The sequence below is a fragment of the Microbacterium sp. str. 'China' genome (assembly GCF_002993305.1).
Taxonomy (GTDB): Bacteria; Actinomycetota; Actinomycetes; order Actinomycetales; family Microbacteriaceae; genus Microbacterium; species Microbacterium paraoxydans.
In genome coordinates, this window is record NZ_CP027434.1 from 1,931,399 (window position 1) to 1,957,729 (window position 26,331).

General features: G+C 70.6%; 23 protein-coding genes, 1 tRNA gene and 1 other RNA gene. 11 read left to right on the forward strand and 14 right to left on the reverse strand.

Translation table 11 applies throughout. The features are described from left to right. Positions 1-24 precede the first annotated feature (24 nt). Positions 25-1,173 (forward strand): AI-2E family transporter, encoded by a 1,149-nt coding sequence (locus C6C15_RS09295; protein ID WP_105949914.1) that lies wholly within the window; start codon positions 25-27, stop codon positions 1,171-1,173. Here C6C15_RS09295 and C6C15_RS09300 read toward each other — a convergent pair whose 3' ends face one another. The 4 genes from C6C15_RS09300 to C6C15_RS09315 are packed head-to-tail and all read right to left on the reverse strand — an operon-like array spanning position 1,174 to position 6,705. Continuing rightward, the gene (locus C6C15_RS09300) at positions 1,174-2,094 is read right to left on the reverse strand and encodes a diacylglycerol/lipid kinase family protein (RefSeq protein WP_060923238.1); all 921 of its coding nucleotides are present in this window, start codon (positions 2,092-2,094) and stop codon (positions 1,174-1,176) included. It abuts the gene before it with no gap. A gap of 48 nt (positions 2,095-2,142) precedes the next feature. Beyond that, entirely contained in the window at positions 2,143-5,118 is a 2,976-nt protein-coding gene (locus C6C15_RS09305; RefSeq protein WP_105949915.1) for a bifunctional [glutamine synthetase] adenylyltransferase/[glutamine synthetase]-adenylyl-L-tyrosine phosphorylase, read from the reverse strand. 7 nt (positions 5,119-5,125) lie between these two features. Beyond that, on the reverse strand, positions 5,126-6,463 hold the full coding sequence (glnA, locus tag C6C15_RS09310) for a type I glutamate--ammonia ligase (RefSeq protein ID WP_025103603.1): 1,338 nt from the start codon (positions 6,461-6,463) through the stop codon (positions 5,126-5,128). Positions 6,464-6,465: 2 nt separating this feature from the next. Beyond that, positions 6,466-6,705 (reverse strand): hypothetical protein, encoded by a 240-nt coding sequence (locus tag C6C15_RS09315; RefSeq protein ID WP_025103604.1) that lies wholly within the window; start codon positions 6,703-6,705, stop codon positions 6,466-6,468. An 80-nt stretch (positions 6,706-6,785) separates the two neighbouring features. On the opposite strand from C6C15_RS09315, the gene ppgK reads away from it, so the two are divergent. Further along, positions 6,786-7,532 (forward strand): polyphosphate--glucose phosphotransferase, encoded by a 747-nt coding sequence (ppgK, locus tag C6C15_RS09320; protein ID WP_025103605.1) that lies wholly within the window; start codon positions 6,786-6,788, stop codon positions 7,530-7,532. 76 nt (positions 7,533-7,608) lie between these two features. Here ppgK and rnpB read toward each other — a convergent pair. The 4 genes from rnpB to C6C15_RS09340 form a co-directional block, all read right to left on the reverse strand. Next, positions 7,609-7,965: RNase P RNA component class A (rnpB, locus tag C6C15_RS09325), an RNA gene on the reverse strand. A 24-nt stretch (positions 7,966-7,989) separates the two neighbouring features. Continuing rightward, on the reverse strand, positions 7,990-9,690 hold the full coding sequence (locus C6C15_RS09330; RefSeq protein ID WP_105949916.1) for a bifunctional 3'-5' exonuclease/DNA polymerase: 1,701 nt from the start codon (positions 9,688-9,690) through the stop codon (positions 7,990-7,992). Between the two features lie 22 nt (positions 9,691-9,712). Continuing rightward, positions 9,713-10,450, reverse strand: a complete 738-nt coding sequence (locus C6C15_RS09335) for a zinc ribbon domain-containing protein (protein ID WP_060921830.1) — start codon at positions 10,448-10,450, stop codon at positions 9,713-9,715. Positions 10,451-10,487: 37 nt separating this feature from the next. Then, positions 10,488-10,871, reverse strand: coding sequence for a YchJ family protein (locus C6C15_RS09340; protein WP_105949917.1), 384 nt, complete (start codon positions 10,869-10,871; stop codon positions 10,488-10,490). Positions 10,872-10,971: 100 nt separating this feature from the next. On the opposite strand from C6C15_RS09340, the gene C6C15_RS09345 reads away from it, so the two are divergent. Continuing rightward, positions 10,972-11,811: an aldo/keto reductase gene (locus C6C15_RS09345; RefSeq protein ID WP_060921832.1), complete on the forward strand. Its 840-nt coding sequence runs from the start codon at positions 10,972-10,974 to the stop codon at positions 11,809-11,811. 11 nt (positions 11,812-11,822) lie between these two features. Here the strand turns inward: C6C15_RS09345 and C6C15_RS09350 are convergent, their stop codons facing one another. Beyond that, complete coding sequence (locus C6C15_RS09350) at positions 11,823-12,659, reverse strand: helix-turn-helix transcriptional regulator (RefSeq protein WP_105949918.1); 837 nt, start codon at positions 12,657-12,659, stop codon at positions 11,823-11,825. A gap of 100 nt (positions 12,660-12,759) precedes the next feature. Here C6C15_RS09350 and C6C15_RS09355 point away from each other — a divergent pair, with 100 nt between their 5' ends. Continuing rightward, positions 12,760-13,524: an SDR family oxidoreductase gene (locus tag C6C15_RS09355; protein ID WP_105949919.1), complete on the forward strand. Its 765-nt coding sequence runs from the start codon at positions 12,760-12,762 to the stop codon at positions 13,522-13,524. 33 nt (positions 13,525-13,557) lie between these two features. On the opposite strand, the gene C6C15_RS09360 is transcribed toward C6C15_RS09355, so the two are convergent. From C6C15_RS09360 to C6C15_RS09370, 3 genes are all read right to left on the reverse strand, one after another. Then, positions 13,558-14,511: an L-lactate dehydrogenase gene (locus tag C6C15_RS09360; RefSeq protein WP_105949920.1), complete on the reverse strand. Its 954-nt coding sequence runs from the start codon at positions 14,509-14,511 to the stop codon at positions 13,558-13,560. Between the two features lie 64 nt (positions 14,512-14,575). Next, the gene (locus tag C6C15_RS09365; protein ID WP_105949921.1) at positions 14,576-15,463 is read right to left on the reverse strand and encodes a TIGR01777 family oxidoreductase; all 888 of its coding nucleotides are present in this window, start codon (positions 15,461-15,463) and stop codon (positions 14,576-14,578) included. Between the two features lie 27 nt (positions 15,464-15,490). Beyond that, positions 15,491-15,563 (reverse strand) — tRNA-Val (locus C6C15_RS09370). A gap of 153 nt (positions 15,564-15,716) precedes the next feature. Between C6C15_RS09370 and aceE the strand changes: the two genes are divergently transcribed. From aceE to C6C15_RS09400, 6 genes are all read left to right on the forward strand, one after another. Next, the gene (aceE, locus tag C6C15_RS09375; RefSeq protein WP_060921837.1) at positions 15,717-18,443 is read left to right on the forward strand and encodes a pyruvate dehydrogenase (acetyl-transferring), homodimeric type; all 2,727 of its coding nucleotides are present in this window, start codon (positions 15,717-15,719) and stop codon (positions 18,441-18,443) included. Positions 18,444-18,474: 31 nt separating this feature from the next. Then, positions 18,475-19,671 carry a PucR family transcriptional regulator gene (locus C6C15_RS09380; protein ID WP_025103615.1) on the forward strand — a complete coding sequence of 399 codons (1,197 nt, stop codon included), beginning with the start codon at positions 18,475-18,477 and terminating at the stop codon, positions 19,669-19,671. A gap of 97 nt (positions 19,672-19,768) precedes the next feature. Then, positions 19,769-20,689 carry an ACP S-malonyltransferase gene (locus tag C6C15_RS09385; protein ID WP_105949922.1) on the forward strand — a complete coding sequence of 307 codons (921 nt, stop codon included), beginning with the start codon at positions 19,769-19,771 and terminating at the stop codon, positions 20,687-20,689. Further along, the gene (locus C6C15_RS09390) at positions 20,686-21,687 is read left to right on the forward strand and encodes a beta-ketoacyl-ACP synthase III (protein WP_105949923.1); all 1,002 of its coding nucleotides are present in this window, start codon (positions 20,686-20,688) and stop codon (positions 21,685-21,687) included. The genes C6C15_RS09385 and C6C15_RS09390 overlap by 4 nt, the downstream gene beginning before the upstream one ends. Before the next feature lie 69 nt (positions 21,688-21,756). Further along, positions 21,757-22,005: an acyl carrier protein gene (locus tag C6C15_RS09395; RefSeq protein WP_017202249.1), complete on the forward strand. Its 249-nt coding sequence runs from the start codon at positions 21,757-21,759 to the stop codon at positions 22,003-22,005. Positions 22,006-22,102: 97 nt separating this feature from the next. After that, complete coding sequence (locus C6C15_RS09400; RefSeq protein WP_060921840.1) at positions 22,103-23,341, forward strand: beta-ketoacyl-[acyl-carrier-protein] synthase family protein; 1,239 nt, start codon at positions 22,103-22,105, stop codon at positions 23,339-23,341. Positions 23,342-23,427: 86 nt separating this feature from the next. Here C6C15_RS09400 and yczE read toward each other — a convergent pair whose 3' ends face one another. Next, positions 23,428-24,105: a membrane protein YczE gene (gene yczE / locus C6C15_RS09405; protein ID WP_105949924.1), complete on the reverse strand. Its 678-nt coding sequence runs from the start codon at positions 24,103-24,105 to the stop codon at positions 23,428-23,430. Between the two features lie 95 nt (positions 24,106-24,200). On the opposite strand from yczE, the gene yczR reads away from it, so the two are divergent. Continuing rightward, positions 24,201-25,604, forward strand: a complete 1,404-nt coding sequence (gene yczR, locus C6C15_RS09410; protein WP_105949925.1) for a MocR-like transcription factor YczR — start codon at positions 24,201-24,203, stop codon at positions 25,602-25,604. Positions 25,605-25,743: 139 nt separating this feature from the next. Here yczR and C6C15_RS09415 read toward each other — a convergent pair whose 3' ends face one another. Continuing rightward, positions 25,744-26,247 carry a DUF3145 domain-containing protein gene (locus tag C6C15_RS09415; protein WP_025103621.1) on the reverse strand — a complete coding sequence of 168 codons (504 nt, stop codon included), beginning with the start codon at positions 26,245-26,247 and terminating at the stop codon, positions 25,744-25,746. Between the last annotated feature and the right edge of the window lie 84 nt (positions 26,248-26,331).

Below are 26,331 nucleotides of genomic sequence, written 5' to 3' on the forward strand. Positions count from 1 at the left end.
GAGTATCGACAGAGGGAGGGGACCATGCGTCGCAGGAAGTTGATCGCACCGCCGGATCAGGCACCCAGCGTGTCCGCGCAGCGACGGTCGCCGTCGAGCGTGGTCGCCGGCGCCAGGGCGAACCCGTTCATGTTCGGTCTCCTCGGTGCCCTCGGGGTTCTCGTCGCGCTCATGATCGGCGGCATCGTCGGCCAGCTCGCCACCGTGCTGGTCTACATCGGCGTCGCGCTCTTCCTGGCGCTCGGCCTCGATCCGATCGTGCGGTTCATCGAGCGTAAGCTCCCCCGTCCCGCGGCGGTCGCCGTGGTCGTGATCGGCGTCCTCCTCGCCTTCGCCGGGATCATCCTCGCCATCGTCCCCACCCTCGTGGAGCAGATCGGGAACCTGATCAAAGACGGTCCGAAGATGATCAAGGACTTCACGAACAGCGCCTGGTTCCAGGACGTCAGCGGACAGTTCGGCGGCACGATCAAGGACGCGGTCGACGGTGTACTCGGCTTCGTGCAGAACCCGGACAACTTCCTCGACATCGGCGGCGGTGTCTTCGCCGTGGGCGCCGGGATCGCCGGCGGCCTGACGGGCATCACGATCGTTGTGATCCTCACGCTGTACTTCATGGCGTCGCTGCGCAGCATGAAGCGGGTGGCTGCCCGGTTCGTCCCGGCGTACCAGCGCGACACGTTCAGCGAGCTCCTGGAGGACGTCTCGAGTGCCGTCGGGCGCTACGTCATCGGTCAGGCGAGCCTCGCGCTCACCAACGGCATCCTGAGCCTCATCTTCCTCACCATCATCGGAGCGCCGGTGCCGGCGCTGCTCGCACTGATCGCCTTCATCGGATCGATGATCCCGCTCGTCGGAACCCTCTCGGCGTCGATCATCATCTCGCTCATCTGCCTGTTCGTCTCGCCGACGACCGCGCTGATCGCGATCATCTACTACCTGATATACATGCAGATCGAGGCGTACGTACTCTCTCCGCGGATCATGAACAAGGCCGTTGACGTCCCGGGCGCGCTGGTCGTCATCGCCGCAGTGGCCGGTGGCGCGCTCGGCGGGATCCTGGGTGCGCTCGTCGCGATCCCGGTGGCCGCGAGCATCATCATCATCGTGCAGAAGGTCGTCTTCCCCAACCAGGACAGGAAGAAGACGCCGCCCGCGGTGACCGTCGCCTGATCAGCGGACGAGGACGGCGCCCGGCTGCACACGGACGGTGAAGGCGTCGATCTCGCCGACCTCCTCGCCGTCGATCTCGAACATCTGCGGCGCGGCGAGCTGCACCCGGATCCGCTCCGCCGAGACATGGGTCGTGGAGTCGGTGCTGACCGCCTGATCGACGTTCCCGATCATGCGACGGATCCCGTTGTCCCAGACGACCGAGCGGACGGTGTCGAGCCACTGCAGCGCGCCGTCGGAGCTGATGAGCAGCATGTCGAGGAGGCCGTCGTCGAGGACGGCGTCCGGCAACAGGCGGATGCCGCCCTGGAGCATGCCGCAGTTGCCGACGAGCAGCGTGTGCCCGCGCACCTCCTCCGGCTCGTGGTCGTCGAGCTGCAGCGTGATGTCCGTCATCTCGGTGCCGGCGAGTGCCCGCCCCATCGCCTCCACGTAGGCGAGCCAGCCGGCGCGATCCTTGAGGTCGTCGTTGGTCTCCACGAGCATCTGCGCGTCGACCCCGAAGCCGACCATGACGGAGAAGGCGTGCTCCTCGCCGTCGAACTCCACCCAGCCGAGGTCGATGCGGTGGGGCTCCGAGTCGCGGATGTGCTCGAGCGCCGGCAGCACGCCCTCGAGCGGCACGCCGAGGTTGCGCGCCAGGAGATTGCCGGTGCCCTGCGGCACGATGCCGAGGGCGACATCGGTGCCGACCAGAGCCTCCGCGACCGCGCGGATCGTGCCGTCACCGCCGACTGCGATGACGAGGGCGCAGCCCTCCTCCACGGCCTTCGCCGCGACGCCGCGACCGGGGTCGTCCGGGGTGGTCTCCCCCCAGCGCACATCGGCTTCCTCGCCGAACGCGAGGGTCACCGCTTCCCCGAGGACATCCCGGTCGGACTTCGTCGGGTTCCAGATCACGCCGATGCGAGGAGAGGTCATACGCTCACTCTGAGCGACGGAGGACGATCGTGCAACTCGACCGGCCGTCTAGCCGTAGAAGAGCTGCTCGAAGGTCCGCCGGGCGCGCCGCGTAACCGCCAGATAGTCCTCCTCGAGCGGTGTCGCGGACCGGGGTGGATAGCCGAGCAGACGGGCCAGGGCATCCAGCTGACGGCGGTCAGCGGGGAGGACGTCGCTCGTCTGCCCCGTGAGCAGCGTGATGCCCGAACGGAGACGGCTCGACAGCAGCCAGGCGGCCCGCAGGCGCTCGGCGTCGTCCTCCCCGACGAGCCCGGCTCCGACCGCGGCGTCGAGCGCGTGCAGCGTGGACGTGGTCCGGAGACCCGGAACGTCGGTCGCATGCTGCAGCTGGAGGAGCTGCACGAGCCACTCCACGTCGCTGAGAGTCCCCGGCCCGAGCTTGAGGTGACGACGCGGGTCGGTGCCCTGCGGCAGCCGCTCCCCCTCCACGCGCGCCTTGATCCGCTTGATCTCCCGGAGGCCCTGAAGATCGACCGCCTCCGGGTACCGGATGCTGTCCGCGAGCTCCATGAACCGCCCGATGAGCTTCGTGCTCCCCGCGACACCACGCGCCCGCAGCAGCGCTTGCGCCTCCCACGACAGCGACCAGCGGCGGTAGTAGGCCGCGTAGGCGTCGAGGGACCGCACGATCGGACCGTTGCGCCCCTCGGGCCGCAGACCCGCGTCGAGGTCGAGAGGGAGGCGATGATCGGTGAGGTGCTCACGGAGTCCCGCCACGATCCTCGTCGCGAGCTTCTCCGCTCTGCCGGGGTCGACGCCGTTCGCGTCGTACACGTACAGCACGTCCGCATCGGACCCGAAGCCGAGCTCTGCGCCGCCGAACCGCCCCATGCCGATGACCGCGAAGTCGAGCGCTGCGTCCTCAGGCGGCACGACCTCGCGGACGACGGCGCGGAGGCCCGCCTGGATCGTCGCGTCCGTGATGTCGGTGAGCGCGGTGGCTACCTCCTCGATGGTGACGACGTCGAGGACGGCCGCCATCGCAGTGCGCAGGAGCTCGCGACGCCGCAGGGCCCGGACGGCCCGCAACGCGTCGGCGACCGTCTCATGGCGCGTCTGGATCGCTCGGGCCTCGTCGTCGAGCGCCTGCGCGCTCCGCGGACGCAGCCGCTCGGCGCTGTCCAGCCACGCCACCGATTCCGGGATCCACTCCAGCAGCTCGCCGATGTACCGCGACGACGACAGCAGTCGAGTGAGGCTCTCCGCCGCGCCGGAGGAGTCCCGCAGCATGCGCAGGAACCACGAGGTGTCCCCCAGCCGCTCGCTGATGCGGCGGAACGCGAGGAGGCCGTAGTCAGGATCGCTGCCGTCCGCGAACCAGCGCACCATGACGGGCATGAGGTGCCGCTGGATCGTCGCCTTGCGGCTGAGTCCGCGTGTCAGCGCGCCGATGTGGCGCAGCGCTCCCGCCGGGTCGCGGAACCCGATCGCGGCGAGCCGGTCGTGAGCCTGCTCCGCGGAGAGGGTGCGCTCCTCCTCGGGCAGTCCGGCCACAGCGCTCAGCAGCGGCCGGTAGAAGAGGCGGGTGTGGATGTCGCGCACCTCGCGGCGGACGCTCTCCCACCGCGCCCAGACGCCCTCTCCCGTCTCCGCCAGCTTCGTGCTGCGCGCCAGGATGCGCAGGCCGGCCGGCGTCTTGGGCATGAGGTGGGTGCGGCTGAGGTCGCGCAGCTGCAGACGGTGCTCCATGAGGCGCAGCACCCGATAGTCGTCCGCGAAGGTCCCCGCATCCGCGCGACCGATGTAGCCGCCGGCGACCAGGGCGTCCAGGCTCTCCAGCGTGCCACGCGTGCGCAGCGACTCGTCGGTGAGACCGTGCACGAGCTGCAGCAGCTGCACCGTGAACTCTATGTCGCGCAGCCCGCCCGCGCCGAGCTTGAGCTGGTACGGGGCGTCCTCCGGGTCGATGTGCTCCATGACCCGCTCGCGCATACGCTGGACGCTCTCGACGAACTCCTCTCTGGCGGCACTCGACCACACGCGCGGCTGCACCGCATCGATGTAGGCGGCGCCCAGGTCGGGGTCGCCCGCCAGCGGACGAGCCTTCAACAGAGCCTGGAACTCCCAGCTCTTCGCCCACCGGTCGTAGTACGCGACGTGCGACGCGAGGGAGCGCACGAGGGCGCCCTGCTTGCCCTCCGGGCGCAGCGCCGCGTCGACCTCCCAGAGCGGCGGCTCGACCTCGATGGCGCTGAGGTGGCGCATGGTGTCCCTGGCCAGACGCGTGGCGATGTCGATCGCCTGCGGCTCGGAAAGCGCCTCCTCATCCGTCGTGCCGCCGACGAAGATGACGTCGACGTCGCTGACGTAGTTGAGCTCCCTCGCGCCGGCCTTCCCCATGCCGATCACGGCCAGCTGGGTGGCAGCGACGACATCGCGACCGGCGGACGGCGCCTGGCGGGTGCGGGCGATCGCGAGCGAGGCCTCAAGGGCGGCGCCGGCGAGATCCGCGAGGGAAGCGGCCACCGCGGCGACGACCTCTTCGGGGCGCGAGTGGCCGAGATCGAAGGCGGCGATCTCCGCGAGGTTCCGCCGATACGCGACGCGGAGCGCCACGAGCGTCCCGTCGTCCGCCGAGTCCGCGAACCCGTCCTCCGCCCCGACGGCAGCGAGGAGGCGATCGCGCCACACGTCCGCCGAGGGGAGCACGTCGATCGGTGCCGCCAGCACGTCCAGCTCGTCGGGATGCCGCAGGAAGAACTCCGCCAGTCCTACGGAGGCTCCGAAGACGCGCCAGACGCGCCGGCGCGTCTCCTCGTCGTCCACGAGCGCCCGCAGCGGGGCAGGGTGTCGTCGAGCGACCCGCAGCATCCCGCGAACGGCCGCATCCGGGTCCGCCGCGACGGCCGCCTCGAGCAGCATCGCGCGCGGCACGCCGAGCAGGCTCTCGAGCTCCGCCAGCGACGCCGCGGCCTCGCTCAGCTCAGCGAACCCGAGCCGGGCGAGGGCCGAGAGCGAGACGGAGGCGTCGGGGCGAGCCATGCCGCGCTCAGAGGAGCTCGAGGTTGTTCTTCAGCTCCAGCGGCGTGACCTGGCCGCGGTACGCCTCCCACTCCTTGCGCTTGTTGAGCAGCACGTAGTTGAACACCTGCTCCCCCAGCGTCTCCGCGACGAGCTCGGAGGCCTCCATGTACTCCAGGGCGTGGTCGAGGCTGGCGGGCAGGGCGGAGTAGCCCAGCGCCCGGCGCTCGGCGTCGCTCAGCGCCCAGACGTTGTCCTCCGCCTCCGGCGGAAGCTCGTACTCCTCCTCGATGCCCTTGAGACCGGCGGCGAGCATGAGCGCGTACGCGAGGTAGGGGTTCGCCGCGGAATCGAGAGCGCGGTACTCGACGCGCGACGACTGCCCCTTGTTCGGCTTGTACATCGGGACGCGGACCAGCGCGGACCGGTTGTTGTGGCCCCACGTGATGAAGCTCGGCGCCTCGTCGCCGCCCCAGAGCCTCTTGTACGAGTTGACGAACTGGTTCGTCACGGCGGAGATCTCGTTGGCGTGCTTGAGTAGGCCCGCGATGAAGTGGCGTCCGGTCTTGGAGAGCTGGTACTTCGCACCCTCCTCGTAGAACGCGTTCTGATCGCCCTCGAACAGCGACATGTGCGTGTGCATGCCGCTGCCGGGCTGGCCGCTGAGCGGCTTCGGCATGAACGTGGCGTACACGCCCTGCTCGATCGCGACCTCCTTGATGACCGTGCGGAAGGTCATCACGTTGTCCGCGGTGGTGAGGGCGTCGGCGTAGCGCAGATCGATCTCGTTCTGGCCGGGGCCGCCCTCGTGGTGGCTGAACTCCACGGAGATGCCGAGGTCTTCCAGCATGCGGACCGAACGGCGACGGAAGTCGTGCGCCGTACCCCCGGGGACGTTGTCGAAGTAGCCGGCGGAGTCGACGGGTACGGGCCCCTCAGGACCGAACGACGACGACTTGAGCAGGTAGAACTCGATCTCCGGGTGCGTGTAGAACGTGAAGCCCGCATCGGCGGCCTTCGCGAGCGTCCGCTTCAGCACGTGACGGGGATCGGCCACCGCGGGCTGTCCGTCGGGCGTGGTGAGGTCGCAGAACATGCGCGCGGTCGGGTCGATCTCCCCGCGCCACGGCAGCGTCTGGAAGGTCGTCGGGTCGGGCTGGGCGAGCAGATCGGACTCGTACGTGCGGGTCAGCCCCTCGATCGCGGAGCCGTCGAACCCGATGCCCTCGGCGAAGGCGCCCTCGACCTCGGCCGGCGCGATGGCGACGGACTTGAGCGTGCCGATCACGTCGGTGAACCACAGGCGCACGAACTTGACGCCGCGCTCCTCGATCGTCCGGAGGACGAAGTCCCTCTGCTTGTCCATGGCTACTCTGCGCCCTGGCCCTTCTCTGCGCCGAAACCACTGGACGGCTTCGCATCCCAGCCCTGCTCCGCGGCCTCTTCCTCGGCCCAGGCGCGCGACCTCTCCTTAAGCACCTCGGGGGCGCGGCGCGCCTCGGCCTCGGTGTCGAACGGACCGATGCGGTCGATGGACGGCGACAGCATGCCGAACTCGACCTCGCCCGTGACGGAGTTGTACCAGTACTTGTGATCGCCGTCGGTCATGGCTGCTCCTTCTTCCCGCGAGCGGTTGGGTGATGTCATCGATCCTACTGGCGCGCACCGTGGTCGCTAAGCTATCGGCCATGGCAAAAGCGATCGGCGTCGACATCGGCGGCACGGGCATCAAAGCGGGAATCGTCGACCTCGAACACGGCACCATGGCCTCGGATCGGGTGCGCGTGCCCACTCCGGCCGGCGCGGCGCCGGAAGACGTCCTCGTCGCGGTGCAGACCGTCCTGAAGACGCTCGACGTGCACGAGTCGACCCTGCCGCTCGGCGTGGCGTTCCCCGCGATCGTCAAACGCGGCAAGACCCTCTCCGCGGCCAACGTCTCGAAGGAGTGGATCGACTTCGACGCCGAGCGCTTCTTCCGCGACGGCCTCGGCCGCAACATCGTCTTCGTGAACGACGCCGACGCCGCGGGCGTCGCGGAGGCTCGCCACGGAGCCGCCCGCGATGTGCTCGGCTTCACGCTCCTGACCACGCTCGGCACCGGGATCGGCTCCGCGTTCCTGTACGACGGCGTGCTGCTCCCGAACACGGAGCTCGGCCACCTGAACTTCCGCGAGTACGAGTCCGTCGAGACCTACGCGGCCACCTCGGCGCGCGAGCGCGAGGGCCTGAGCTGGGAGGAGTGGGCCGAGCGCCTGCAGGCGTTCTACTCCCACATCGAGTTCCTGTTCAGCCCCGACCTGTTCGTGGTCGGCGGCGGCGTGTCGAAGAACGCGGGCGACTTCCTGCCCCTGCTCGACCTGAAGACGCCGATCGTCCCGGCGATCCACCGCAACAACTCCGGCATCATCGGCGCGGCCTCGCTCGCCGGCGACTGACCCTTCGGCAGGCTCAGGGACCCAAACGAGAGAAGGCCCCGATGACGGGAGTCATCGGGGCCTTCGGCGTTCGAGGCGAATGGGCCGACCTGTACGCCGGGTTCTGTTCCGGGGTTCTTCGCCCCTTCGACGGCCATCTCTCTCGGCGACACGTTGCCGTGCCGCTCCAGCGGTCTACCCGAGGACTCGGCGGGCCGCGTCATCATCCTCTGTCTGACCTTGCTCCGGGCGAGGTTTACCTGGCGGGCCGTGTCACCACGACCCCCGGTGGTCTCTTACACCACCCTTTCACCCTTACCCCTCGCGGGGCGGTCTGCTCTCTGTGGCACTGTCTCGCGGATCACTCCGGGTGGGTGTTACCCACCGCCCTGCCCTGTGGAGCCCGGACGTTCCTCGGTGCGGTTGCCCGCCACGCGACCGTCCAGTCGACCCATTCGCCCCTCCAGTCTACGGGGCCTCACTTCTCTGCGGAGTCCGCGATGCGCAGGTCGAGCGGAACATCGATCGGGAAGGTGCCGAACAGGCGGGTGGTGGCGACGGCAGCGGCCTCGCGGACGGCGTCGGCCGCGGCCTCCGCGTGCTCCTGCGGCGTGTGCAGGATCACCTCGTCGTGCAGGAAGAACGCCAGGTGCGGTTCCCGGGCGAACGGCCCCGATGCCTCGGCCGCGCCGAAGACCTCGGGGAGCTGTGCCAGGCGGTGACGGATCTCGGCGAGCCAGATGAGCGACCACTCCGCCGCGGTGCCCTGGACGACGAAGTTCCGGGTGAAGCGCCCCCACTCCCGTGCGCGGCGGCGGGCGTGGGAGACCACGGCGGGATCGGCGTCGGCGCCCGTGGCATCGGCCTGCAGCCGCATCCACTCCGCGGACGGACGCGGCGAGGAGCGACCGAGCCAGGTCGAGACGATGCCGCCATCCTCCCCGACACGCGCCGCGTCGTCGACGAGCGCCATCGCACGCGGGTACACCTTCCGCAGCCGGGGAACGAGTCGCCCGCTGTCGCCGCTGGTGGCGCCGTACATCGCACCAAGCACCGCGTACTTCGCCTCCTCGCGGGTCGCGACGGCACCCGACGCGACGACCCCCGCGTAGAGGTCGCCGCCGCGCGCCGCGGCCGCCATCGCCTCATCGGACGCCATGGCCGCGAGCATCCGCGGCTCCAGCTGGGCCACGTCCGCGACGACGAGCGCCCAGCCCGGATCCGCACGCACCGCGGGGCGGAGGTTGCGCGGCAGTTGGAGGGCACCGCCGCCGGCCGACGCCCACCGTCCGGTGACGACGCCTCCGGGGATGTACACCGGACGGAAGCGGCCGTCCTGCACCCACTCCGACAGCCAGCTCCAGCCGTTCGCGCTGAGCAGTCGAGACAGCTTCTTGTAGGCGAGGAGCGGTTCGATCACCGGGTGCTCGTGGGCGGACAGCTCCCACTTGCTCGTCGACTCCACCGACACGCCCACGCGGTGCAGCGCCCGCAGCAGCTTCGGCTGGCTGTCCAGGTGCAGCGTGGGGTCGTCGAGCAGGGCCCGCACCTCGTCGCCGCGCTCCACCATCCGTCGGGGCAGCCCGCCCGCGGCCGGACGAGCCCCCAAGGTCTCGGTGAGGATCGCATCGTGCACCCCTGCGTCCCACGGGAGCCCCGCGACGCGCATCTCCTCCGCGATCAGCCCGCCGGCCGACTCCGCGGCGCACAGCAGCGTCAGGCGCCCGTCGGCCGCCTCCGCCATCACCGTCCGCTGTGCGCGGTACTGCTCGAGTGCCGCAGCGATCGCGTCCTCGCCGGACTCCTCGTCGAGGACGTCGAACAGGGACGGGGTGGTGTCGACCGGGTCGCGGCGCTCCCACGCCGCCGCGGGTACCAGCGGCGTGGACGCCATGGCCGTGTCGCGCAGGATCGCGTGGCAGAGCACGAGATCATGGCTGCGCGTGATCCTGACGCCTTCGCTCAGGAGCAGCGCGTAGATCTCGGCCGCGCTACGGATGATCCACCGCGGGGCGTCGGCGGCTTCGACCGCGGCCACCCATCCGGCGAGTTCCGCCGCGGGCAGGAGCGTGCGCTGCTGCTCCTCGTCGTGTTCGTCGAGCTCGATCGCGGCGTACTCCCCCGCACCGAGGCCGACCAGCGCGAGGCGTCGCTCCGGGCCCGACGCCGGCGCCGTCACGGGCGGTGCAGGCCGGATGCGCTCATGAAGAGAGTCCCGACTCCTCGGTGCGCACGAGGATGCAGCCGCACTCGGGGCACGAGACGACCTCGTCCTCGGGCGCGCGACGGATCTCGTTGAGATCGGTGCCGGGGAGCATCATGCGGCAGCCTTCACAGGTTCCGCGGGTGAGGAGCGCAGCTCCGGCGCTGTTCGCGGCGCGACGATCGTACTCCGCGAGCAGAGGAGCGGGAACGGTGGCGGCGACGGCCTCCCGGTCCCGGGCGAGCTGGGCGCCGAGCTCGGCCGCCGCAGCGACATCGGCCTTGCCCTGGGCGGTGAGCGCGCTGCCCTCCGCGGTCGTCGCATCCAGCAGCGCCTGCTGCGCGGCCACGGCGGCGTCGGCTTCCTCGACCCGGCCCATGACGTCGAGTTCCGCGTCCTCCAGGTCACTCAGACGCTTGGCGAGGCTGGCGAGCTCGTGCTCCAGGGCCTGCGCCTCCTTCGGGTTGGTGGCCGCCGCGAGGCGCTGGGCGTCGCGGTCGCGCCGCTGCTCCGCCAGCGCGACATCCGATTCCAGCCGCGAGAGCTCGGTGCGGGCGTCGTCCCTGGCGCCGGTCAGGACCGTGAGCTCGCGGAGCTGCTCCTGACGGATGGCGACGAGCTCGGCGATCCGGCCCGCCTGGCTCGGCTGCGTGCGGGCACGCTCCGCCTGCGCGATGCGCCGGTCGAGGTCCGCGATGTCGAGCAGGGTGCGCTGGTTCTCCGGGGTGGCGTTCACGCTCTCAAATCTAGTCGCTGCCGGGCCGAGCGCCGCATCATCGGATGTCGCCGTCCACGTAGAGCCACGTCCGGTTCTCGCGGACGAAGCGGCTGCGCTCGTGCAACGATCCACGCGTGCCGCCCTGCCGCCAGAAGGCCTCGAACTCGACCACGCCCTCCGTGTCGAACGGGCCGCCGGCCACGCGATCCACGATCACCAGCCGACGCCACTCGAGGTCGTCCTCGAAGGCGATCGTCTCCGGTCGCGTCTCCGGGTGCCAGGTACGGAGCAGGTACGCCCCGTCCTCCCGCCCGAAAGCCGTGTAGCGCGAGCGCATCAGTCGCTCGGCGGTCGGCGCGGATGCCCCGTCGAGGAGCGGTCCGCAGCAAGCGGCGAACGTATCCCCCGAGGCGCAGGGGCAGCGGAAGGACGCCGTCATGGGAGCGCGACGATCAGGGTCATGCCTGCCAGCATCGCGCGGAGGGCCGTGATGCGCCAACTCGCCCTACGCTGGAGGCACGCCAACGCCAGGAGCATCGATGACCACTGTCCCCACCTTCCGCGCCCACAACGGCTTCGCCCTGCCGGCCCTCGGTCTTGGCACGTATCGGCTGAACGGTGACGCCGGGGCGGAGGCGGTCGCCCAGGCGCTCCGTGCGGGTTACCGACTCGTGGACTCGGCGTTCAACTACGAGAACGAGGGCTCCGTCGGGCGCGGCGTCGCGGCCTCCGGCGTCCCCCGCTCCGAGGTCATCGTGACGACGAAGCTCCCCGGACGGCACCATGCCCGCGCGACGGCGACCGCCAGCATCGAGGAGAGCCGATCCCGCCTCGGCCTCGACGCGACCGACCTGCACCTCATCCACTGGCCGAACCCGAGCCAGGACGAGTACGTCGAGGCATGGGCGGCTCTCGTGGACGCCCAGTCGCGCGGCGTCGTCCGCCAGATCGGCGTCTCGAACTTCCTCCCCGAGCATCTCGAGCGCATCGAACGGGAGACCGGGGTCCGGCCGGTCGTGAACCAGATCGAGGTGCACCCGTACTTCCCGCAGGAGGAGCAGCTGGCCTATCACCGGGAGCGCGGCATCCTCACCGAGGCCTGGAGCCCCCTGGGGCGTGCGCAGGCCCTCCTCGACGAGGATGTCGTCCGCGAGGTGGCCACCGCTCACGACATCACGCCCGCGCAGACCGTCCTCGCCTGGCACGTGGCCAGGGAGACGGTCGCGATCCCGAAGGCGTCGTCCGCAGAGCACCAGGCCGCGAACCTCGCCGCCGCCGCGGTCGTGCTCGACGACGCGGAGGTCGCCGCGATCACCGCACTCGGACGCGCGGACGGGCGCCTGTTCGACGGCGATCCCGCCGTGCACGAGGAGTCCTGAGCCGCGAAGGCTCAGACGCTCTGCGTGCCGAGTACGCGCAGGAACTCCAGCTTTTCAGCCGCCTCGCTCCCGGGCTGCGCCGTGAGGACGATGAGCGCCTGCGACTCGTCCTCCGTGAACAGCGCCTGACAGTCCACCTCGATCTCCCCCAGCTCGGGATGAACGATCACCTTGTGCTGCTCGAAGCGACGGGCGACCTCGTGAGCCGCCCAGAGCTGCACGAACTCGGGGCTCCGTTCCGACAGATCCGCCACGATCTCCCCCGCCCGCGACCGCGCGCCCATCGTCCCGTACGCCGCGCGCAACGCCGCCACCAGCGCCCGTGACTGCCGGGGGTGATCGACTTCCCGGTATCGCCGCCGTTCCTCCCCCGGGCGCGCGAACCAGCGGTGGATGCCGCTCCGGTCGAGCCCGGTCAGCCCGCTCGCGTCTCCGATCAGCGCGCGCGAGGCGTCGTTCTGCACCAGCACCTCGTCGAGTGCCGAGACCACGAACGCCGGGGTGTCGTGCAGACGGTCGAGCACCCGGAGGATTCCGGGACGGACGTAGTCGGTGATCACCGCCCGATCGGGAGCGCTGAGCCCGCTGAGCCGGTAGAGGTAGTCACGCTCGTCCGAGGACAGCCGCAGCGCGCGGGCGAGGGCGGCGAGGATCTGCGCGCTCGGCTGCGGGCCCCGACGCTGCTCGAGACGCGTGTAGTAGTCCGTCGACATGGTCGCCAGCTGTGCGACCTCCTCGCGGCGCAGTCCGGCCGTCCGTCGCCGAGTCCCCTCGGGCAGGCCCACGTCGGCAGGACGCAGCGCCTCCCGACGGCGCAGGAGGAAGTCGGCCAGGGCATCGCGATCCATCCGTGCAGTATCCCCCGGACGCGGGACGGGATCCAGGGACCGCCGATCCCCCGATCAGCCGTCTCTGGAACGGGGCCGGTACAGCGCCGAGGCTGAGGTCATGGACATCACCGGAAACACCATCTTCATCCCCGGCGCGACGAGCGGGATCGGTCTGGCGCTGGCGCTCCGGCTGCAGGAGCGCGGCAACACCGTGATCGTCGGGGGACGCCGCGAGGACCGGCTGACCGCGATCGCTGCCGCGCATCCCGGGCTCCACACCGTCCGCATCGACATCGCGGACTCGGCGAGCATCGACGAGGCCGCGGCCGCGGTCCTCGCCGCACATCCGACGCTGAACGTGCTGATCACGATGGCAGGCATCATGCGCACGGAGGACTGGACCACGCCGGCCGGCTTCCTGTCCACCGCGGAGGAGACCGTCACGACGAACATCCTCGGCCCGATCCGTCTCATCGCCGCCTTCATCGAGCACCTGCGGGCCCAGCCGTCGGCGACCATCATGACCGTCTCCTCCGGTCTCGCGTTCGCGCCCCTGAAGGTCACGCCCACGTACAACGCGAGCAAGGCGGCGATCCACATGCTCAGCGAGTCGCTGCGGCTGCAGCTCGCGGGTACGACCGTCGCGGTGCAGGAGCTCGAGCCGCCCGCCGTGCGCACGGACCTCATGCCCGGGCATGCGGAGAACGAGGCCGCTCTGCCGCTCGACGCGTTCGTCGACGAGGTCATGACGCTCATCGAGACCCAGCCCGACGCGACCGAGATCCAGGTCGAGCGGGTGAAGTTCCTCCGCTACGGCGAGGCGCGGGGCGACTACGACGAGGTCGTCACGGTCCTCAACCGCACGGATCCGCACGGCCGGTGAACCCCGGTGGGGCGGACCGCCGCCCCACCGGCGTCACTCCTGCAGGGATGCGGCGACCGCGGTGAGCGCGTCGGCGGACTGCCGCAGCAGGTCGAGCTCCCGATCCGAGAACGCCGTCGTGCGGATCGGCACGGCCCCGGCGGCGCTGACGATCGACGGCACGGACAGGGCGACGCCGTCGATCCCGTGGAAGTCGCGGAGAACCGTGCTCACGGGCATCACCGCATGCTCGTCCCGGAGGATCGCCTCCACGATGCGCGCGCTGGAGAGCCCGATCGCGTAGTTCGTGGCGCCCTTCCCCTGGATCACCTTGTAGGCGGCGTCGCGGACGTCGACGGCGATCTCGTCCAGCTCCTCCAGTGTGAAGCGCGGGTGCTCCGGCGTCTCCCAGTCGAGGATCGGGACCGTGCCGATCGTCGCCCGCGACCAGAGCGGGAACTCGGTGTCGCCGTGCTCCCCGATGATGTGGGCGTGCACACTCGCCGTGGACACTCCCGCCCGCTCCCCCAGCTTCCAGCGCAGCCGGGAGGTGTCGAGGACCGTTCCGGAGGCGAAGATGCGCTCCGAGGGCAGGCCCGTCTCCTGCTGAGCGATGACGGTGAGCACATCGCACGGGTTCGTGACGATGACGTAGACCGCGTTCGGCGCGACGGACAGCAGCTCCGGCATCATGCGCCGGATGATGCCGGCGTTCACCCCGGCGAGCTCGGTGCGCGTCTGTCCCGGGTTCTGCTTCGCTCCCGCCGTGATGACCACGACATGGGAACCGGCCGCCACCGAGATGTCGCTGCCCCCGATGATGTCGCTGCTGCCGGTGAACTGCGTCCCGTGCGCGAGGTCCAGCACCTCCGCCTCGACCTTCTCGGTCGCGATGTCGTAGAGGGCGACGTGGCGGGCCGAGCCGCGGATCAGAGCCGCGTAGGCGACGCTCGATCCGACGCTTCCGGCGCCGACGACGGTGAGCTTCGAGTTCTCGATGATCTCCATGCGCCCATCCTGACAGCGCGAGCGCCGCGACGGCAGGGGTGTCGCCGGGAGAATCGCGGACTCGTCAGATCGCGGCGGCGACCGCTTCGGCTGCTGTGCGATGGGTGAACCGGAAGCAGGACTGCTGCAGCGCCTCGGGCCGCACATCGGCATCCGGGAGCAGCAAGGATTCGGCGGCGTCGCCGAGAGCGAGGCGCAGGGCCCACCGGGGGGCGGGCACCCAGAACGGCCGGTGCATCCGCTGCGCGAGCGCGCGACCGATGTCGTTCGCGGACGCCCGGGTGGGCCCGGTGAGGTTGACCGGCCCCGCGAGCTTCTCATCGAGGACATGGCGGATACCGCGCACCTCGTCGTCCAAGGAGATCCACGGCCAGATCTGCGTACCCGGCCCCAGCGGGCCGGCGACGCCGAGCTTCGTCAGCGTGATCATCGGCCGGAGCACACCCCGGCGGTGGATGACGGGTGCCGTCCGCAGCAGGGCGACCCGCGTGTGGTCCTCGGCCCGCCGCGCCGCGGTCTCCCAGCGCACCGTGAGGTCGGCGAGGAAGGTGCTCCCGGGGCCGGAGTGCTCGGTGAGCACCTCGCCGGGCGCCGATCCGTAGTAGCCCACGGCGGAGGCGGAGAGGAAGGCGGGCGCGTCGGTGCGCAGGGCGCGCAGAGCGGTGGTGAGCGTGTTCGTCGCGTCGAGCCGCGATTCGACGAGCTGGCGACGGTACCCACGCGTCCACGGCAGCCGGCCGACGCTCGCACCCCCGAGGGCGACGACGGCCTCCGCCCCGGCGAGTACGTCGGGATCCAGGGACGCCTCCCCCGGAGCCCACTCGATCTCGCCCTCCGCCTGCGGGGGACGTCGCACGAGGGTGCTCACCTCGATGCCGTCCGCCCGCAGGGAGGCGGCGAGAGCGGAACCGATGAGGCCTGATGCCCCGCTGATGACGATGCGTCGCGTCATTGCGCTCCCCGCTGCAAACGTTACGGGTGGGCCCTGCCGGGATCGAACCGACGACATCCACGGTGTAAACGTGGCGCTCTACCAGCTGAGCTAAAGGCCCTGGTGCGCTCAGTCTATCCGGGTGCGGATGCGCACCCGTGTCGTGGAAGAGGGATAGGCTGAGGTCGGCGCGCGTTGTGCACGGCCGACAAGGCTGCCCGTGTCGCTTCCCGTTTCCTTGGCATGACCTGCCAGCTTGACGAAAGGTTCCCCCGTGACCGTCCACGACCAGGATCCGTACTCTCAGGGCCCCCTCGACAGCGATCCGGAAGAGACCGGTGAGTGGCAGCAGTCGCTCGACGAGCTGGTGGACGCCAAGGGCCACGGCCGCGGGCGCGAGATCATGCTCAGCCTGCTCAAGCGCTCCAAGGAACTGCACCTGAACGTGCCGATGGTTCCGACCACCGACTACATCAACACCATCGCCCCGGAGAACGAGCCCGAGTTCCCCGGCGACGAGGAGATCGAGCGGCGTTACCGCGCCTGGATCCGTTGGAACGCCGCCATCACGGTGCACCGCGCCCAGCGCCCCGGGATCGGCGTCGGCGGTCACATCTCCACCTACGCGTCCTCCGCGGCGCTGTATGAGGTGGGCTTCAACCACTTCTTCAAGGGCGCGGACCACCCCGGTGGCGCCGACCAGATCTTCATCCAGGGTCACGCCTCCCCCGGCACCTACGCCCGCTCCTTCCTCGAGGGTCGCCTCACCGAGGACCAGCTCGACGGCTTCCGCCAGGAGAAGTCGCACGCGCCGAACGGCATCCCGTCGTACCCGCACCCGCGCCTGATGCCGGAGTACTGGCAGTTCCCGACGGTGTCTATGGGTCTCGGCCCGATCAACGCCATCTACCAGGCGATGTCGAACAAGTACCTCGAGAACCGCGGGATCAAGGACACCTCGCAGTCCCACGTCTGGGCGTTCCTCGGCGACGGCGAGATGGACGAGGTCGAGAGCCGCGGCCAGCTCCAGGTCGCCGCGAACGAGGGCCTCGACAACCTCACCTTCGTCGTCAACTGCAACCTGCAGCGTCTCGACGGCCCGGTGCGCGGCAACGGCAAGATCGTCCAGGAGCTCGAGTCGTTCTTCCGCGGCGCGGGCTGGAACGTCATCAAGGTGGTCTGGGGCCGTGAGTGGGACGACCTGCTCGCCCGCGACACCGAGGGTGCACTGCTCAACCTCATGAACGTCACGCCCGACGGCGACTACCAGACGTACAAGGCCGAGTCCGGGGCCTACATCCGCGAGCACTTCTTCGGCCGCGACGAGCGCGCCGCCGCGCTCGTCAAGGACTACTCCGACGACGACATCTGGAACCTCAAGCGGGGTGGCCACGACTACCGCAAGGTGTACGCCGCGTTCAAGGCCGCGACCGAGCACAAGGGCAAGCCGACCGTCATCCTCGCGAAGACCGTCAAGGGCTACGGGCTCGGCCCGCAGTTCGAGGGCCGGAACGCGACCCACCAGATGAAGAAGATGACGCTGGACAACCTCAAGACGTTCCGCGACGCGATGCACATCCCGATCACGGACGCGCAGCTCGAGGAGAACCCGTACCTGCCCCCGTACTACAACCCGGGACCGCAGGACGAGACGATCCAGTACATGCTCGAGCGCCGCAAGGCCCTCGGCGGCTTCCTCCCGGAGCGCCGCTCGACGCACGTCGGCCTCTCCCTTCCCGAGGAGAACGCCTACGCGCTGCCGAAGAAGGGCTCCGGCACGCAGGAGATCGCCACGACCATGGCGTTCGTCCGCCTGTTGAAGGACCTGCTGCGCTCGAAGGAGTTCGGCCACCGCATCGTGCCGATCATCCCCGACGAGGCGCGCACGTTCGGCATGGACGCGTACTTCCCGACCGCGAAGATCTACAACCCCAACGGCCAGCACTACACGTCGGTCGACCGGGAGCTGCTGCTCGCCTACAAGGAGAGCCCGCAGGGACAGATCGTCCACGTCGGCATCAACGAGGCCGGTGCTCTCGCGGCATTCACCGCCGCGGGCACGTCGTACGCGACGCACGGCGAGCCGCTCATCCCGATCTACATCTTCTACTCGATGTTCGGCTTCCAGCGCACCGGCGACGCCCAGTGGGCCGCCGGCGACCAGATGGCCCGCGGCTTCATCATCGGCGCCACCGCCGGGCGCACCACCCTCACGGGTGAGGGCCTCCAGCACGCCGACGGGCACTCGCACCTGCTCTCCTCGACCAACCCGGCGACGGTCTCCTACGACCCGGCGTACGGCTATGAGATCGCGCACATCATGCGCTCCGGTCTCGAGCGCATGTACGGCGGGCAGCACGAAGACCCGAACGTCATGTACTACCTCACGGTGTACAACGAGCCGATGGTCCAGCCCGCGGAGCCGGCCGACGTGGATGTGGACGGCATCGTCCGCGGCATCCACCGCGTCTCCGTCGGCGAGGGCGACGGCCCCCGCGCCCAGCTCTTCGCCTCCGGCGTCGGCCTGCCGTGGGCGCTCGAGGCCCAGGAGCTGCTGAAGAAGGACTGGGGTGTCGTCGCCGACGTGTGGTCGGTCACCTCGTGGACCGAGCTGCGCCGCGACGGCCTCGCCGCCGACGAGCACAACTTCCTCCACCCGGACCAGGAGCCGCGCACCGCGTACCTCACGCAGAAGCTCCAGGGCGCCGAGGGTCCCGTCGTCGCGGTCAGTGACTTCATGCACGCCGTGCAGGACCAGATCCGCCCGTGGGTCCCGAACCGCTTCGCCACGCTCGGCGCCGACGGCTTCGGCTTCTCGGATACCCGTGCCGCGGCCCGCCGCTTCTTCAAGATCGACGGACCGTCGATCGTCGTGCGCACGCTGCAGGCGCTGGCCGAGGAGGGCAAGGTCGAGCGCGGCCTCTCCGCCCAGGCCATCGAGAAGTACCGCCTGCACGACGTGAACGCCGGCACGAGCGGCAACGCAGGCGGCGAAAGCTGAGCCCTCGGTGACAGCTGCCTCCGCCGCCGGCATGGACAAGGCCGCCACGCTCACCTGGCTGCGCCGGATCTCCGGCGACATCGCCACGGTGACGATCAAGCGGCTGGAGGACACCCTCCCCTGGTACGCCGACATGCCACCGGCCCGCCGCTCCGCGGTCGGGCTGGTGGCGCAGGCGGGCATCACCTCGTTCATCCAGTGGTACGACGACCCGACGTCCACCCCGTGGATCGCCGCGGACATCTTCGCCGCCGCTCCCCGTGAGCTGCTGCGGAGCGTGAGTCTGCAGCAGACCCTCCAGCTCATCCGCGTCACGGTCGAGGTGACCGAGGAACGGGTGGCGGGCAAGGGCGAGCACCTTCGCGAGGCCATCCTGCTCTACTCGCGGGACGTGGCCTTCGCCGCCGCCGACGTCTACGCGCGCGCCGCCGAGGCCCGCGGCCTCTGGGACGCGCGGCTCGAGGCGCTCGTCGTCGACTCGATCCTCACGGGCGAGGCCGACGAGGAGCTTCCCAGCCGCATCGCCGCTCTCGGGTGGCACGGCCACGGAGAGGTCGCGGTCCTCGTGGGCACCACGCCTCCGCAGTTCGACGTCGACCTCGTGCGTCGCACTGCGCGGAAGCTCGCGGTCGACGTCCTGATCGGCGTGCAGGGCTCGCGCCTCGTGCTCGTGCTCGGACGCGCGCGCGTCGAGGGTCAGGAGGGCGAGGACGAGGAGCTCGGGTTCCAGGAGATCGCGGCCCGTCTGGAGCCGTCGTTCGGCCCGGGGTTCGTCGTGCTGGGGCCGGCTGTGGCTGCCCTCGTCGACGCCAGCCAGAGCGCGCGTGCGGCGCTGGCCGGATTCGCGGTGGCCCGCGCCTGGCGGAGCGCACCGCGGCCCGTCGAAGCCGACGACCTGCTCCCGGAGCGCGCCCTCGCCGGCGACCCTCTCGCGAAGCAGACCCTCATCGAGCGCATCTACCGCCCGCTGCAGGCACACTCGACCGACCTCGTCACGACGCTCTGGAGCTATCTCGACAACGGCCGTTCCCTCGAGGCGACGGCCCGCGAGCTCTTCGTGCATCCGAACACCGTCCGCTACCGCCTGAAGCGGGTGAGCGAGGTCATCGGGTGGGACGCGACCGGGCCCCGCGAGGCGCTCATCCTGCAGACGGCGCTCATCCTCGGCTCCATCGGGGCCGCGGAGCAGGTACGCCGCCGTCCGCCGCTGCGCCGCCCTCCGCGCTGACCCACCCGGTGCATTCTGTGCGCCACACACAAGGGTTCCGCGCAATCTTGTGATGGATCATCCACCGTTCTGCCGCGATCGTTGGCAGACTGGGTGGGTGATTGTCGTCGTCTGCCCTGGACAGGGCTCGCAGACCCCCGGATTCCTCGCCCCCTGGCTCGAGCTCGACGGAGTGGAGGAGCGTCTCGCCGCCTACTCCGAGGCCGCGCAGCTCGATCTCCGCGCGCACGGCACCGAGTCGGACGCGGACACCATCCGCGACACCCGGGTCGCCCAGCCGCTGATCGTGGCCGCCTCCCTCGTCGCCGGTGACGCCCTCGTGGCCGCCGCCGGTCGCCGCGCGGACGGCATCGCCGGGCACTCCGTCGGGGAGATCGCGGCGCTCGTCGGCAGCGGCGTGCTGGACGCCGAGACGGGCATGCGCCTCGTCGGCATCCGCGGGCGGGCGATGGCCGATGCCGCCGCCCAGACCCCGACGGGGATGAGCGCGGTGCTCGGCGGCGATGAGGAGGTGCTCCTCGCCCGCCTCGCCGAACTCGGCCTCGCCCCGGCGAACTTCAACGGCGGCGGGCAGATCGTCGTCGCCGGTCCCCTTCCGGCCCTGGCCGCTCTCGCCGAGGAGCCGGTCAAGGGCACGCGCGTGGTGCCGCTCCAGGTGGCCGGCGCGTTCCACACCGACTACATGGCCTCCGCCGTCTCGACCCTCCGCGACGCGGTCGCCGACGTGCAGCCGTCCGACCCCGAGATCACGCTCTGGACCAACCGTGACGGCTCGGTCGTGACCGACGGAGCGACGGCGCTCGACTACCTCGTCGACCAGGTCTCCTCCCCCGTCCGGTGGGACCTCTGCATGACCTCGTTCGCCGACGCCGGGGTGACCGGCGTCATCGAGCTCGCCCCCGCGGGCGCCCTCGTCGGCCTCGCCAAGCGCGGCCTGCGCGGCGTACCCACGGTCGCCGTGAAGACCCCCGAAGACCTCGAAGCCGCCGTCGCGCTGCTGAACGGAGAAGCCGCATGACCGCCTCCCTCGCCCAGATCGCCGGGCCCGCCTACACCCGCATCTACGCGTTCGGCGCGGCTCGCGGCGAGAACGCGGTGCCCAACGAAGACCTCATCGGGCCGATCGACTCGAGCGACGAGTGGATCCGTCAGCGCACCGGCATCATCACGCGCGCCCGGGCCGACAAGGGGACGGACGCCATCGACCTCGCGACCGCGGCGGCAGCCGAGGCCATCGAGAAGTCGGGGGTTCCCGCCGACCAGGTCGACCTCGTGATCGTCGCGACCATCAGCAACCCGAAGCAGACGCCGTCCGTCTCCGCGATCGTCGCGGACCGCGTCGGGGCCAACCCGGCCGCGGCCTACGACATCAACGCGGCCTGCGCGGGCTACGCCTACGCCGTGGCGCAGGCCGACGCCCTCATCAAGGCCGGGGCCGCGCGCCACGCCCTCGTGATCGGCACGGAGAAGCTCTCCGACGTCGTCGACCCGACCGACCGCAGCATCTCGTTCCTCCTCGGCGACGGCGCCGGCGCCGCTCTCATCGGCCCGAGCGACACGCCGGGCATCGCCCCCGCGGTCTGGGGCAGCGACGGTTCCAAGGCCGACGCCGTGGGCATGAACGGCACCCTCCCGGACTTCCGCGACGGCGTGGTGCCGTGGCCGACACTCCGTCAGGAGGGCCCGACGGTCTTCCGCTGGGCCGTGTGGGAGATGGCCAAGGTCGCCCGCGAGGCACTGGACAAGGCCGGGATCGAGGCCTCCGACCTCGCCGCCTTCATCCCGCATCAGGCCAACATGCGCATCATCGACGAGTTCGCCAAGCAGCTCGGCCTGCCGGAGACCACCGTCATCGCCCGCGACATCGAGACCACCGGTAACACGTCTGCCGCCTCGATCCCGCTCGCCAGCCACCGCCTCATGGCCGAGCACCCGGAACTCTCCGGCGGCCTCGCCCTGCAGATCGGCTTCGGCGCCGGCCTCGTGTTCGCGGCCCAGGTCGTCGTCCTCCCCTGAACACGCGTCGACCTTCCCTAGACTGTTCCACGGTTCCGAATACAACCCGTAAGAAAGAGGAAGACCACCATGGCTTTCACCAACGATGAGGTCCTCGCCGGCCTCGCAGAGCTGATCACCGACGAGACCGGCATCAACGCCAGCGAGGTCGCCCTGGAGAAGTCGTTCACGGACGACCTCGACATCGACTCGATCTCGATGATGACGATCGTCGTCAACGCCGAGGAGAAGTTCGGCGTCACCATCCCCGACGACGAGGTCAAGAACCTGAAGACCGTCGGCGACGCCGTCAACTTCATCGTCGCGGGCCAGGAGTAATCCCGGCAGGATGCCACCCTCGCCCCTGGCGGGGCGTGGCATCCTCCCGCCCTGCCCATCCCCCGCACGAACTCGTTTCGACAAGGAACCACACCTCATGACCAAGCGCATCGTCGTCACCGGCATCGGCGCCACCTCCGCCATCGGCGGGACGGCCCCGGAGAACTGGGACAACCTTCTCGCCGGTGCCTCCGGCGCCCGCACGATCGAGCACGACTGGGTGCAGGAGTACGACCTGCCCGTCACGTTCGCCGCCTCCGCGAGCGTCCGCCCGGAAGAGGTGCTGCCCCGCCACGAGGCGAAGCGTCTCGACCCCTCTTCGCAGTTCGCCCTCATCGCGGCTCGCGAAGCCTGGGCGGACGCGGGCTCGCCCGAGGTCGCTCCCGAGCGCCTCGGCGTCGACTTCGCGACGGGGATCGGCGGCCTCTGGACGCTGCTCGACGCCTGGGACACGCTGCGCGAGAAGGGCCCCCGCCGGGTCATGCCGCTGACCGTGCCGATGCTGATGCCGAACGCGGCCGCCGGCAACCTGTCGCTGCAGTTCGAGGCCCGCGCCTACGCACAGACCGTCGTCAGCGCGTGCGCCTCCAGCACCGAGTCGATCATCCACGCCTTCCACCACCTGCAGGAGGGGCTGGCCGACGTCGTCATCGCCGGCGGCACCGAGTCGGCGATCCACCCGATCACGATGGCCGCGTTCGCGTCCGCGCAGGCGCTGTCGCGCCGCAACGACGACCCTGCCCACGCCTCCCGACCCGGCGCGATCGACCGCGACGGCTTCGTGATGGGCGAGGGTGCCGCGGCCCTCATCCTCGAGACCGAGGAGCACGCCAAGGCCCGCGGCGCGAAGATCTACGGCTACGTCCTCGGCGGTGGAGTGACCGCCGACGCGTACCACATCACCGGCAACGACCCCGAGGGCAAGGGTGCGGCCCGCGCCGTCGTCCAGGCACTCGAGGAGGCCGGCATCACCCCCGACCAGGTGACGCACATCAATGCCCACGCGACCTCGACGCCGGTCGGCGACCCCAACGAGTACGTCGCGCTGAAGAACGTCTTCGGCGACCGGATCGACGAGATCCCGGTTTCGGCGACCAAGGCGTCGACCGGACACCTCCTGGGCGGGACCGGCGCGCTGGAGGCGATCTTCTCCCTCCTCGCGCTGCGGGACCGCGTGGCCCCGCCGACGATCAACATGACCGAGCCCGACCCGGAGGTGCCGTTCCGTCTGTCCGGAGAGGCGGCTCCGCTCGGCGACGGCCCGCAGATCGCCATCAGCAACTCGTTCGGCTTCGGCGGACACAACGCGGTGCTCGTGCTCGGCGGCGTCGACTGACCGCTTCCGCATTCACGACGAAGGCCCCCGGGATCCGATCCCGGGGGCCTTCGTCGTGCGAGGTCCGCTCTGGCCCTTCGACAGGCTCAGGGACCCAGGGGCGCGCTCGCCCGGACGGCAAGGCGCTGCGAACGCTCCCGACGGCGGCGCTCGATCCGCGGGAGGAACCATCCGATCAACGGGCCGACGCCGAACGCGAACAGCACGGTGCCGACGCCCACCGGACCGCCGAGGAGGAAGCCGACGAGCAGCACGGACCCCTCGATGACCGTCCGCGCCAGCCAGACCGGCCATCGGGTCACCCGGACGAGCCCCGTCATGAGTCCGTCGCGCGGTCCGGGGCCGAAGTCCGCCGCGATGTAGAGGCCGGTGGCGAACGCCAGCAGCACGAGACCGAAGGCGAACATGGGCGCCCCCACCCAGACTGACCCCGGTGCCGGCAGCACGAGGAGCGTGAGATCGGCGAACGGGCCGATGAGCAGCGCGTTGAGCAGGGTGCCGAGGCCCACCCGTTGACGGAGCGGGACCCACAGCAGCAGGACGACGATCGAGATCAGCACCGTGACGACGCCGTACCCGAGTCCCGTCCAGCGCGCGACACCCAACGAGAGCACGTCCCAGGGCGCGACGCCGATGCCGCCTCGCACCATGAAGCCGAGGGCGACGCCGTAGAGGAAGAGCCCGCCCACGAGCTGCACCAGCCGCTCGACCAGGTCTCGACGGCTGGTCGCGGTGAACGGCAGGAAGACGGCACGGAAGAGCATCTCTCCATCGTGGCCCGTGCGAAGGCGTCACGAGGCCAACCACTGAGCGAAAAGTGGTCTGCACATGGAAGGCCACTTTGCGGCAGGCTGGAGGCATGGCCTCCCGTCTCGTCACCCAGCTCGGTACGCAGGACATCGACGACGCCTCGGCGTCGGGCCTGGCCGACCGCATCAGGGCCCTCATCCTCGATGGAAGGCTCACGGTCGGCGAGCGACTGCCGAGCGAACGGGCCCTCGCGCTCGAGCTGCGGCGGTCACGCTCGACCATCACCCGCGCGTACGGCGTTCTCGAAGCCGGGGGCTACGTGAACCGGCGACACGGCGGAAGCACCAGAGTGGCTCTGCCGCATGGCCCGTCCGCGCCCGCGCCCGACCGGGACGACGAGGCGATCGACCTGTCGATCGCCTCGATGGATTCCACACCGGGCCTGTACGACGCGACCGTGCGGTCCCTCCCCCGGCTGGCGGCGCTGCGGGGCACGAGCGGCTACTCGCTGCAGGGCCTTCCCGAGCTCCGAGAAGCCGTGGCCCGCCGGTTCACCGAACGTGGCGCGGCGACCTCGGCCGACGAGATCATGATCACCTCCGGCGCCCTCAACGCCGTCAACCTCATCCTCACGGCGATCGGCCGCCGGGGCGAACGCGCCCTCGTGGAGCAGCCGACCTTCCCGCACGCGCTCGAGGCTCTGCACCGGCACGGCTACCGGCTGCTCCCGACGCCGGTCGACACCGACGGCTGGGACACCCGGCACCTCACCGACACCCTGCTGACGGCACGCCCGCACGTCGCGTACCTCATCCCCGACTTCCACAACCCCACCGGAGCGACGCTGCCGCAGGAGGAGCGGTCTCGGATCGCGACGACGGCCCGCAACACCGGCACGCACCTGATCGTCGACGAGACGACGGCAGAGCTCGACATCGACCGAGGATGGGCACCGGCGCCGATGGCGGCCGATGGCCCGAACGTGATCACGGTGGGATCGATGTCGAAGATCGCGTGGGGAGGCATGCGCATCGGCTGGATCCGCGCCGAGCGCTCGGTCATCGCCCGGCTGCTGGCCGTCCGTCCCTCGTTCGAGCTCGGCACCGCCCTCCTCGAGCAGTGCATCGCCGTGGAGTTGCTCGACGACGTCTCGGCACTGACCCAGCACGTCCGGCGACGTCTCACTGCCGGGCGGGAAGCCGTGGCCACGGGAATCGCCGGGATCCCGGGGATGCGGATGCCGGAGACACCCGGCGGGCTCTCCGCCTGGATCGATCTCGGCGCTCCCCTGTCGACGACCCTCTCGCTCGCCGCACGCGAACGGGGACTCATCCTGCCGCCCGGGCCGCGCTTCACGACCGGCGGGGTGTTGGAGCGGCGACTCCGGGTCCCGATCACGCTCCCGCCCGAGCGTGCGGCGGAGGCGATGACGCGCCTGGCGCAGGCCTGGGCGGACGTGCGCGGCGGTGGTGTGAACACCGTCGACGACCTCGCGCACGCGGCCGTGATCTGATCTGCGCAGACGAAGACCCCGCCCAGTCTGCCGGGGCGGGGTCTTCGTCGAGCGGAGCGGGGATTCGTCTTCTCAGCCTCCGGGATCACTCACCGGCATCCGATACTCACGCCTCCGCGCTCCCGGTATCGACGGTCGGTCAGCCGACCTTGTGGAGCCAGACGACGCGCGCGTCGTCGCTGGCGTGGCGGAAGGGCTCCAGCTCCTCGTCCCAGGCGGAGCCCAGGGCGATGTCGAGCTCGCGCTGCAGCTCGACGGCGTTGCCCGCGGCGATCTCCATCGCGTAGCGGATGCGGTCCTCGCCGATGACGATGTTGCCGGCGGCATCGGTCTGGGCGTAGTGGATGCCGAGGTCGGGCGTGTGCAGCCACCGACCGCCGTCACTGCGCGGCGTGGGATCCTCAGTCACCTCGAACCGGAGGTGCTCCCAGCCCCGGATCGCGGTAGCGAGGGCAGCACCGGTACCGACGGGACCGTCCCAGTAGAACTCGGCGCGGCGCGCGCCGGTCAGCACGGGCTGCTCGGTCCAGTCGAAGTTCACCGCACGCCCGATAGCGCGACCCACCGCCCATTCCAGGTGCGGGCAGAGCGCGCGAGGCGCCGAGTGGATGAAAACCACTCCGCGTGCGTAAGCCGTCGCCATGATCTCTCCGTTTCATCAGGTGCGTCTTCCCCTACGACCTGAACCACGAAGTGGCGAGAGTATGCGGTTGTGCGCCCATTCTCG

What these genes read in the sequence shown, in the direction of transcription:
- C6C15_RS09400 (WP_060921840.1), top strand. Translation starts at nt 22,103, where the DNA reads ATGACCAAGCGCATCGTCGTCACCGGCATCGGCGCCACCTCCGCCATC.
- ppgK (WP_025103605.1), top strand. Translation starts at nt 6,786, where the DNA reads ATGGCAAAAGCGATCGGCGTCGACATCGGCGGCACGGGCATCAAAGCG.
- C6C15_RS09300 (WP_060923238.1), bottom strand. Translation starts at nt 2,094, where the DNA reads ATGACCTCTCCTCGCATCGGCGTGATCTGGAACCCGACGAAGTCCGAC.
- yczR (WP_105949925.1), top strand. Translation starts at nt 24,201, where the DNA reads ATGGCCTCCCGTCTCGTCACCCAGCTCGGTACGCAGGACATCGACGAC.
- C6C15_RS09390 (WP_105949923.1), top strand. Translation starts at nt 20,686, where the DNA reads ATGACCGCCTCCCTCGCCCAGATCGCCGGGCCCGCCTACACCCGCATC.
- C6C15_RS09360 (WP_105949920.1), bottom strand. Translation starts at nt 14,511, where the DNA reads ATGGAGATCATCGAGAACTCGAAGCTCACCGTCGTCGGCGCCGGAAGC.
- C6C15_RS09355 (WP_105949919.1), top strand. Translation starts at nt 12,760, where the DNA reads ATGGACATCACCGGAAACACCATCTTCATCCCCGGCGCGACGAGCGGG.
- C6C15_RS09340 (WP_105949917.1), bottom strand. Translation starts at nt 10,871, where the DNA reads ATGACGGCGTCCTTCCGCTGCCCCTGCGCCTCGGGGGATACGTTCGCC.
- C6C15_RS09380 (WP_025103615.1), top strand. Translation starts at nt 18,475, where the DNA reads ATGGACAAGGCCGCCACGCTCACCTGGCTGCGCCGGATCTCCGGCGAC.
- C6C15_RS09395 (WP_017202249.1), top strand. Translation starts at nt 21,757, where the DNA reads ATGGCTTTCACCAACGATGAGGTCCTCGCCGGCCTCGCAGAGCTGATC.
- C6C15_RS09315 (WP_025103604.1), bottom strand. Translation starts at nt 6,705, where the DNA reads ATGACCGACGGCGATCACAAGTACTGGTACAACTCCGTCACGGGCGAG.
- C6C15_RS09415 (WP_025103621.1), bottom strand. Translation starts at nt 26,247, where the DNA reads ATGGCGACGGCTTACGCACGCGGAGTGGTTTTCATCCACTCGGCGCCT.
- C6C15_RS09350 (WP_105949918.1), bottom strand. Translation starts at nt 12,659, where the DNA reads ATGGATCGCGATGCCCTGGCCGACTTCCTCCTGCGCCGTCGGGAGGCG.
- C6C15_RS09295 (WP_105949914.1), top strand. Translation starts at nt 25, where the DNA reads ATGCGTCGCAGGAAGTTGATCGCACCGCCGGATCAGGCACCCAGCGTG.
- C6C15_RS09365 (WP_105949921.1), bottom strand. Translation starts at nt 15,463, where the DNA reads ATGACGCGACGCATCGTCATCAGCGGGGCATCAGGCCTCATCGGTTCC.
- C6C15_RS09345 (WP_060921832.1), top strand. Translation starts at nt 10,972, where the DNA reads ATGACCACTGTCCCCACCTTCCGCGCCCACAACGGCTTCGCCCTGCCG.
- yczE (WP_105949924.1), bottom strand. Translation starts at nt 24,105, where the DNA reads ATGCTCTTCCGTGCCGTCTTCCTGCCGTTCACCGCGACCAGCCGTCGA.
- glnA (WP_025103603.1), bottom strand. Translation starts at nt 6,463, where the DNA reads ATGGACAAGCAGAGGGACTTCGTCCTCCGGACGATCGAGGAGCGCGGC.
- C6C15_RS09305 (WP_105949915.1), bottom strand. Translation starts at nt 5,118, where the DNA reads ATGGCTCGCCCCGACGCCTCCGTCTCGCTCTCGGCCCTCGCCCGGCTC.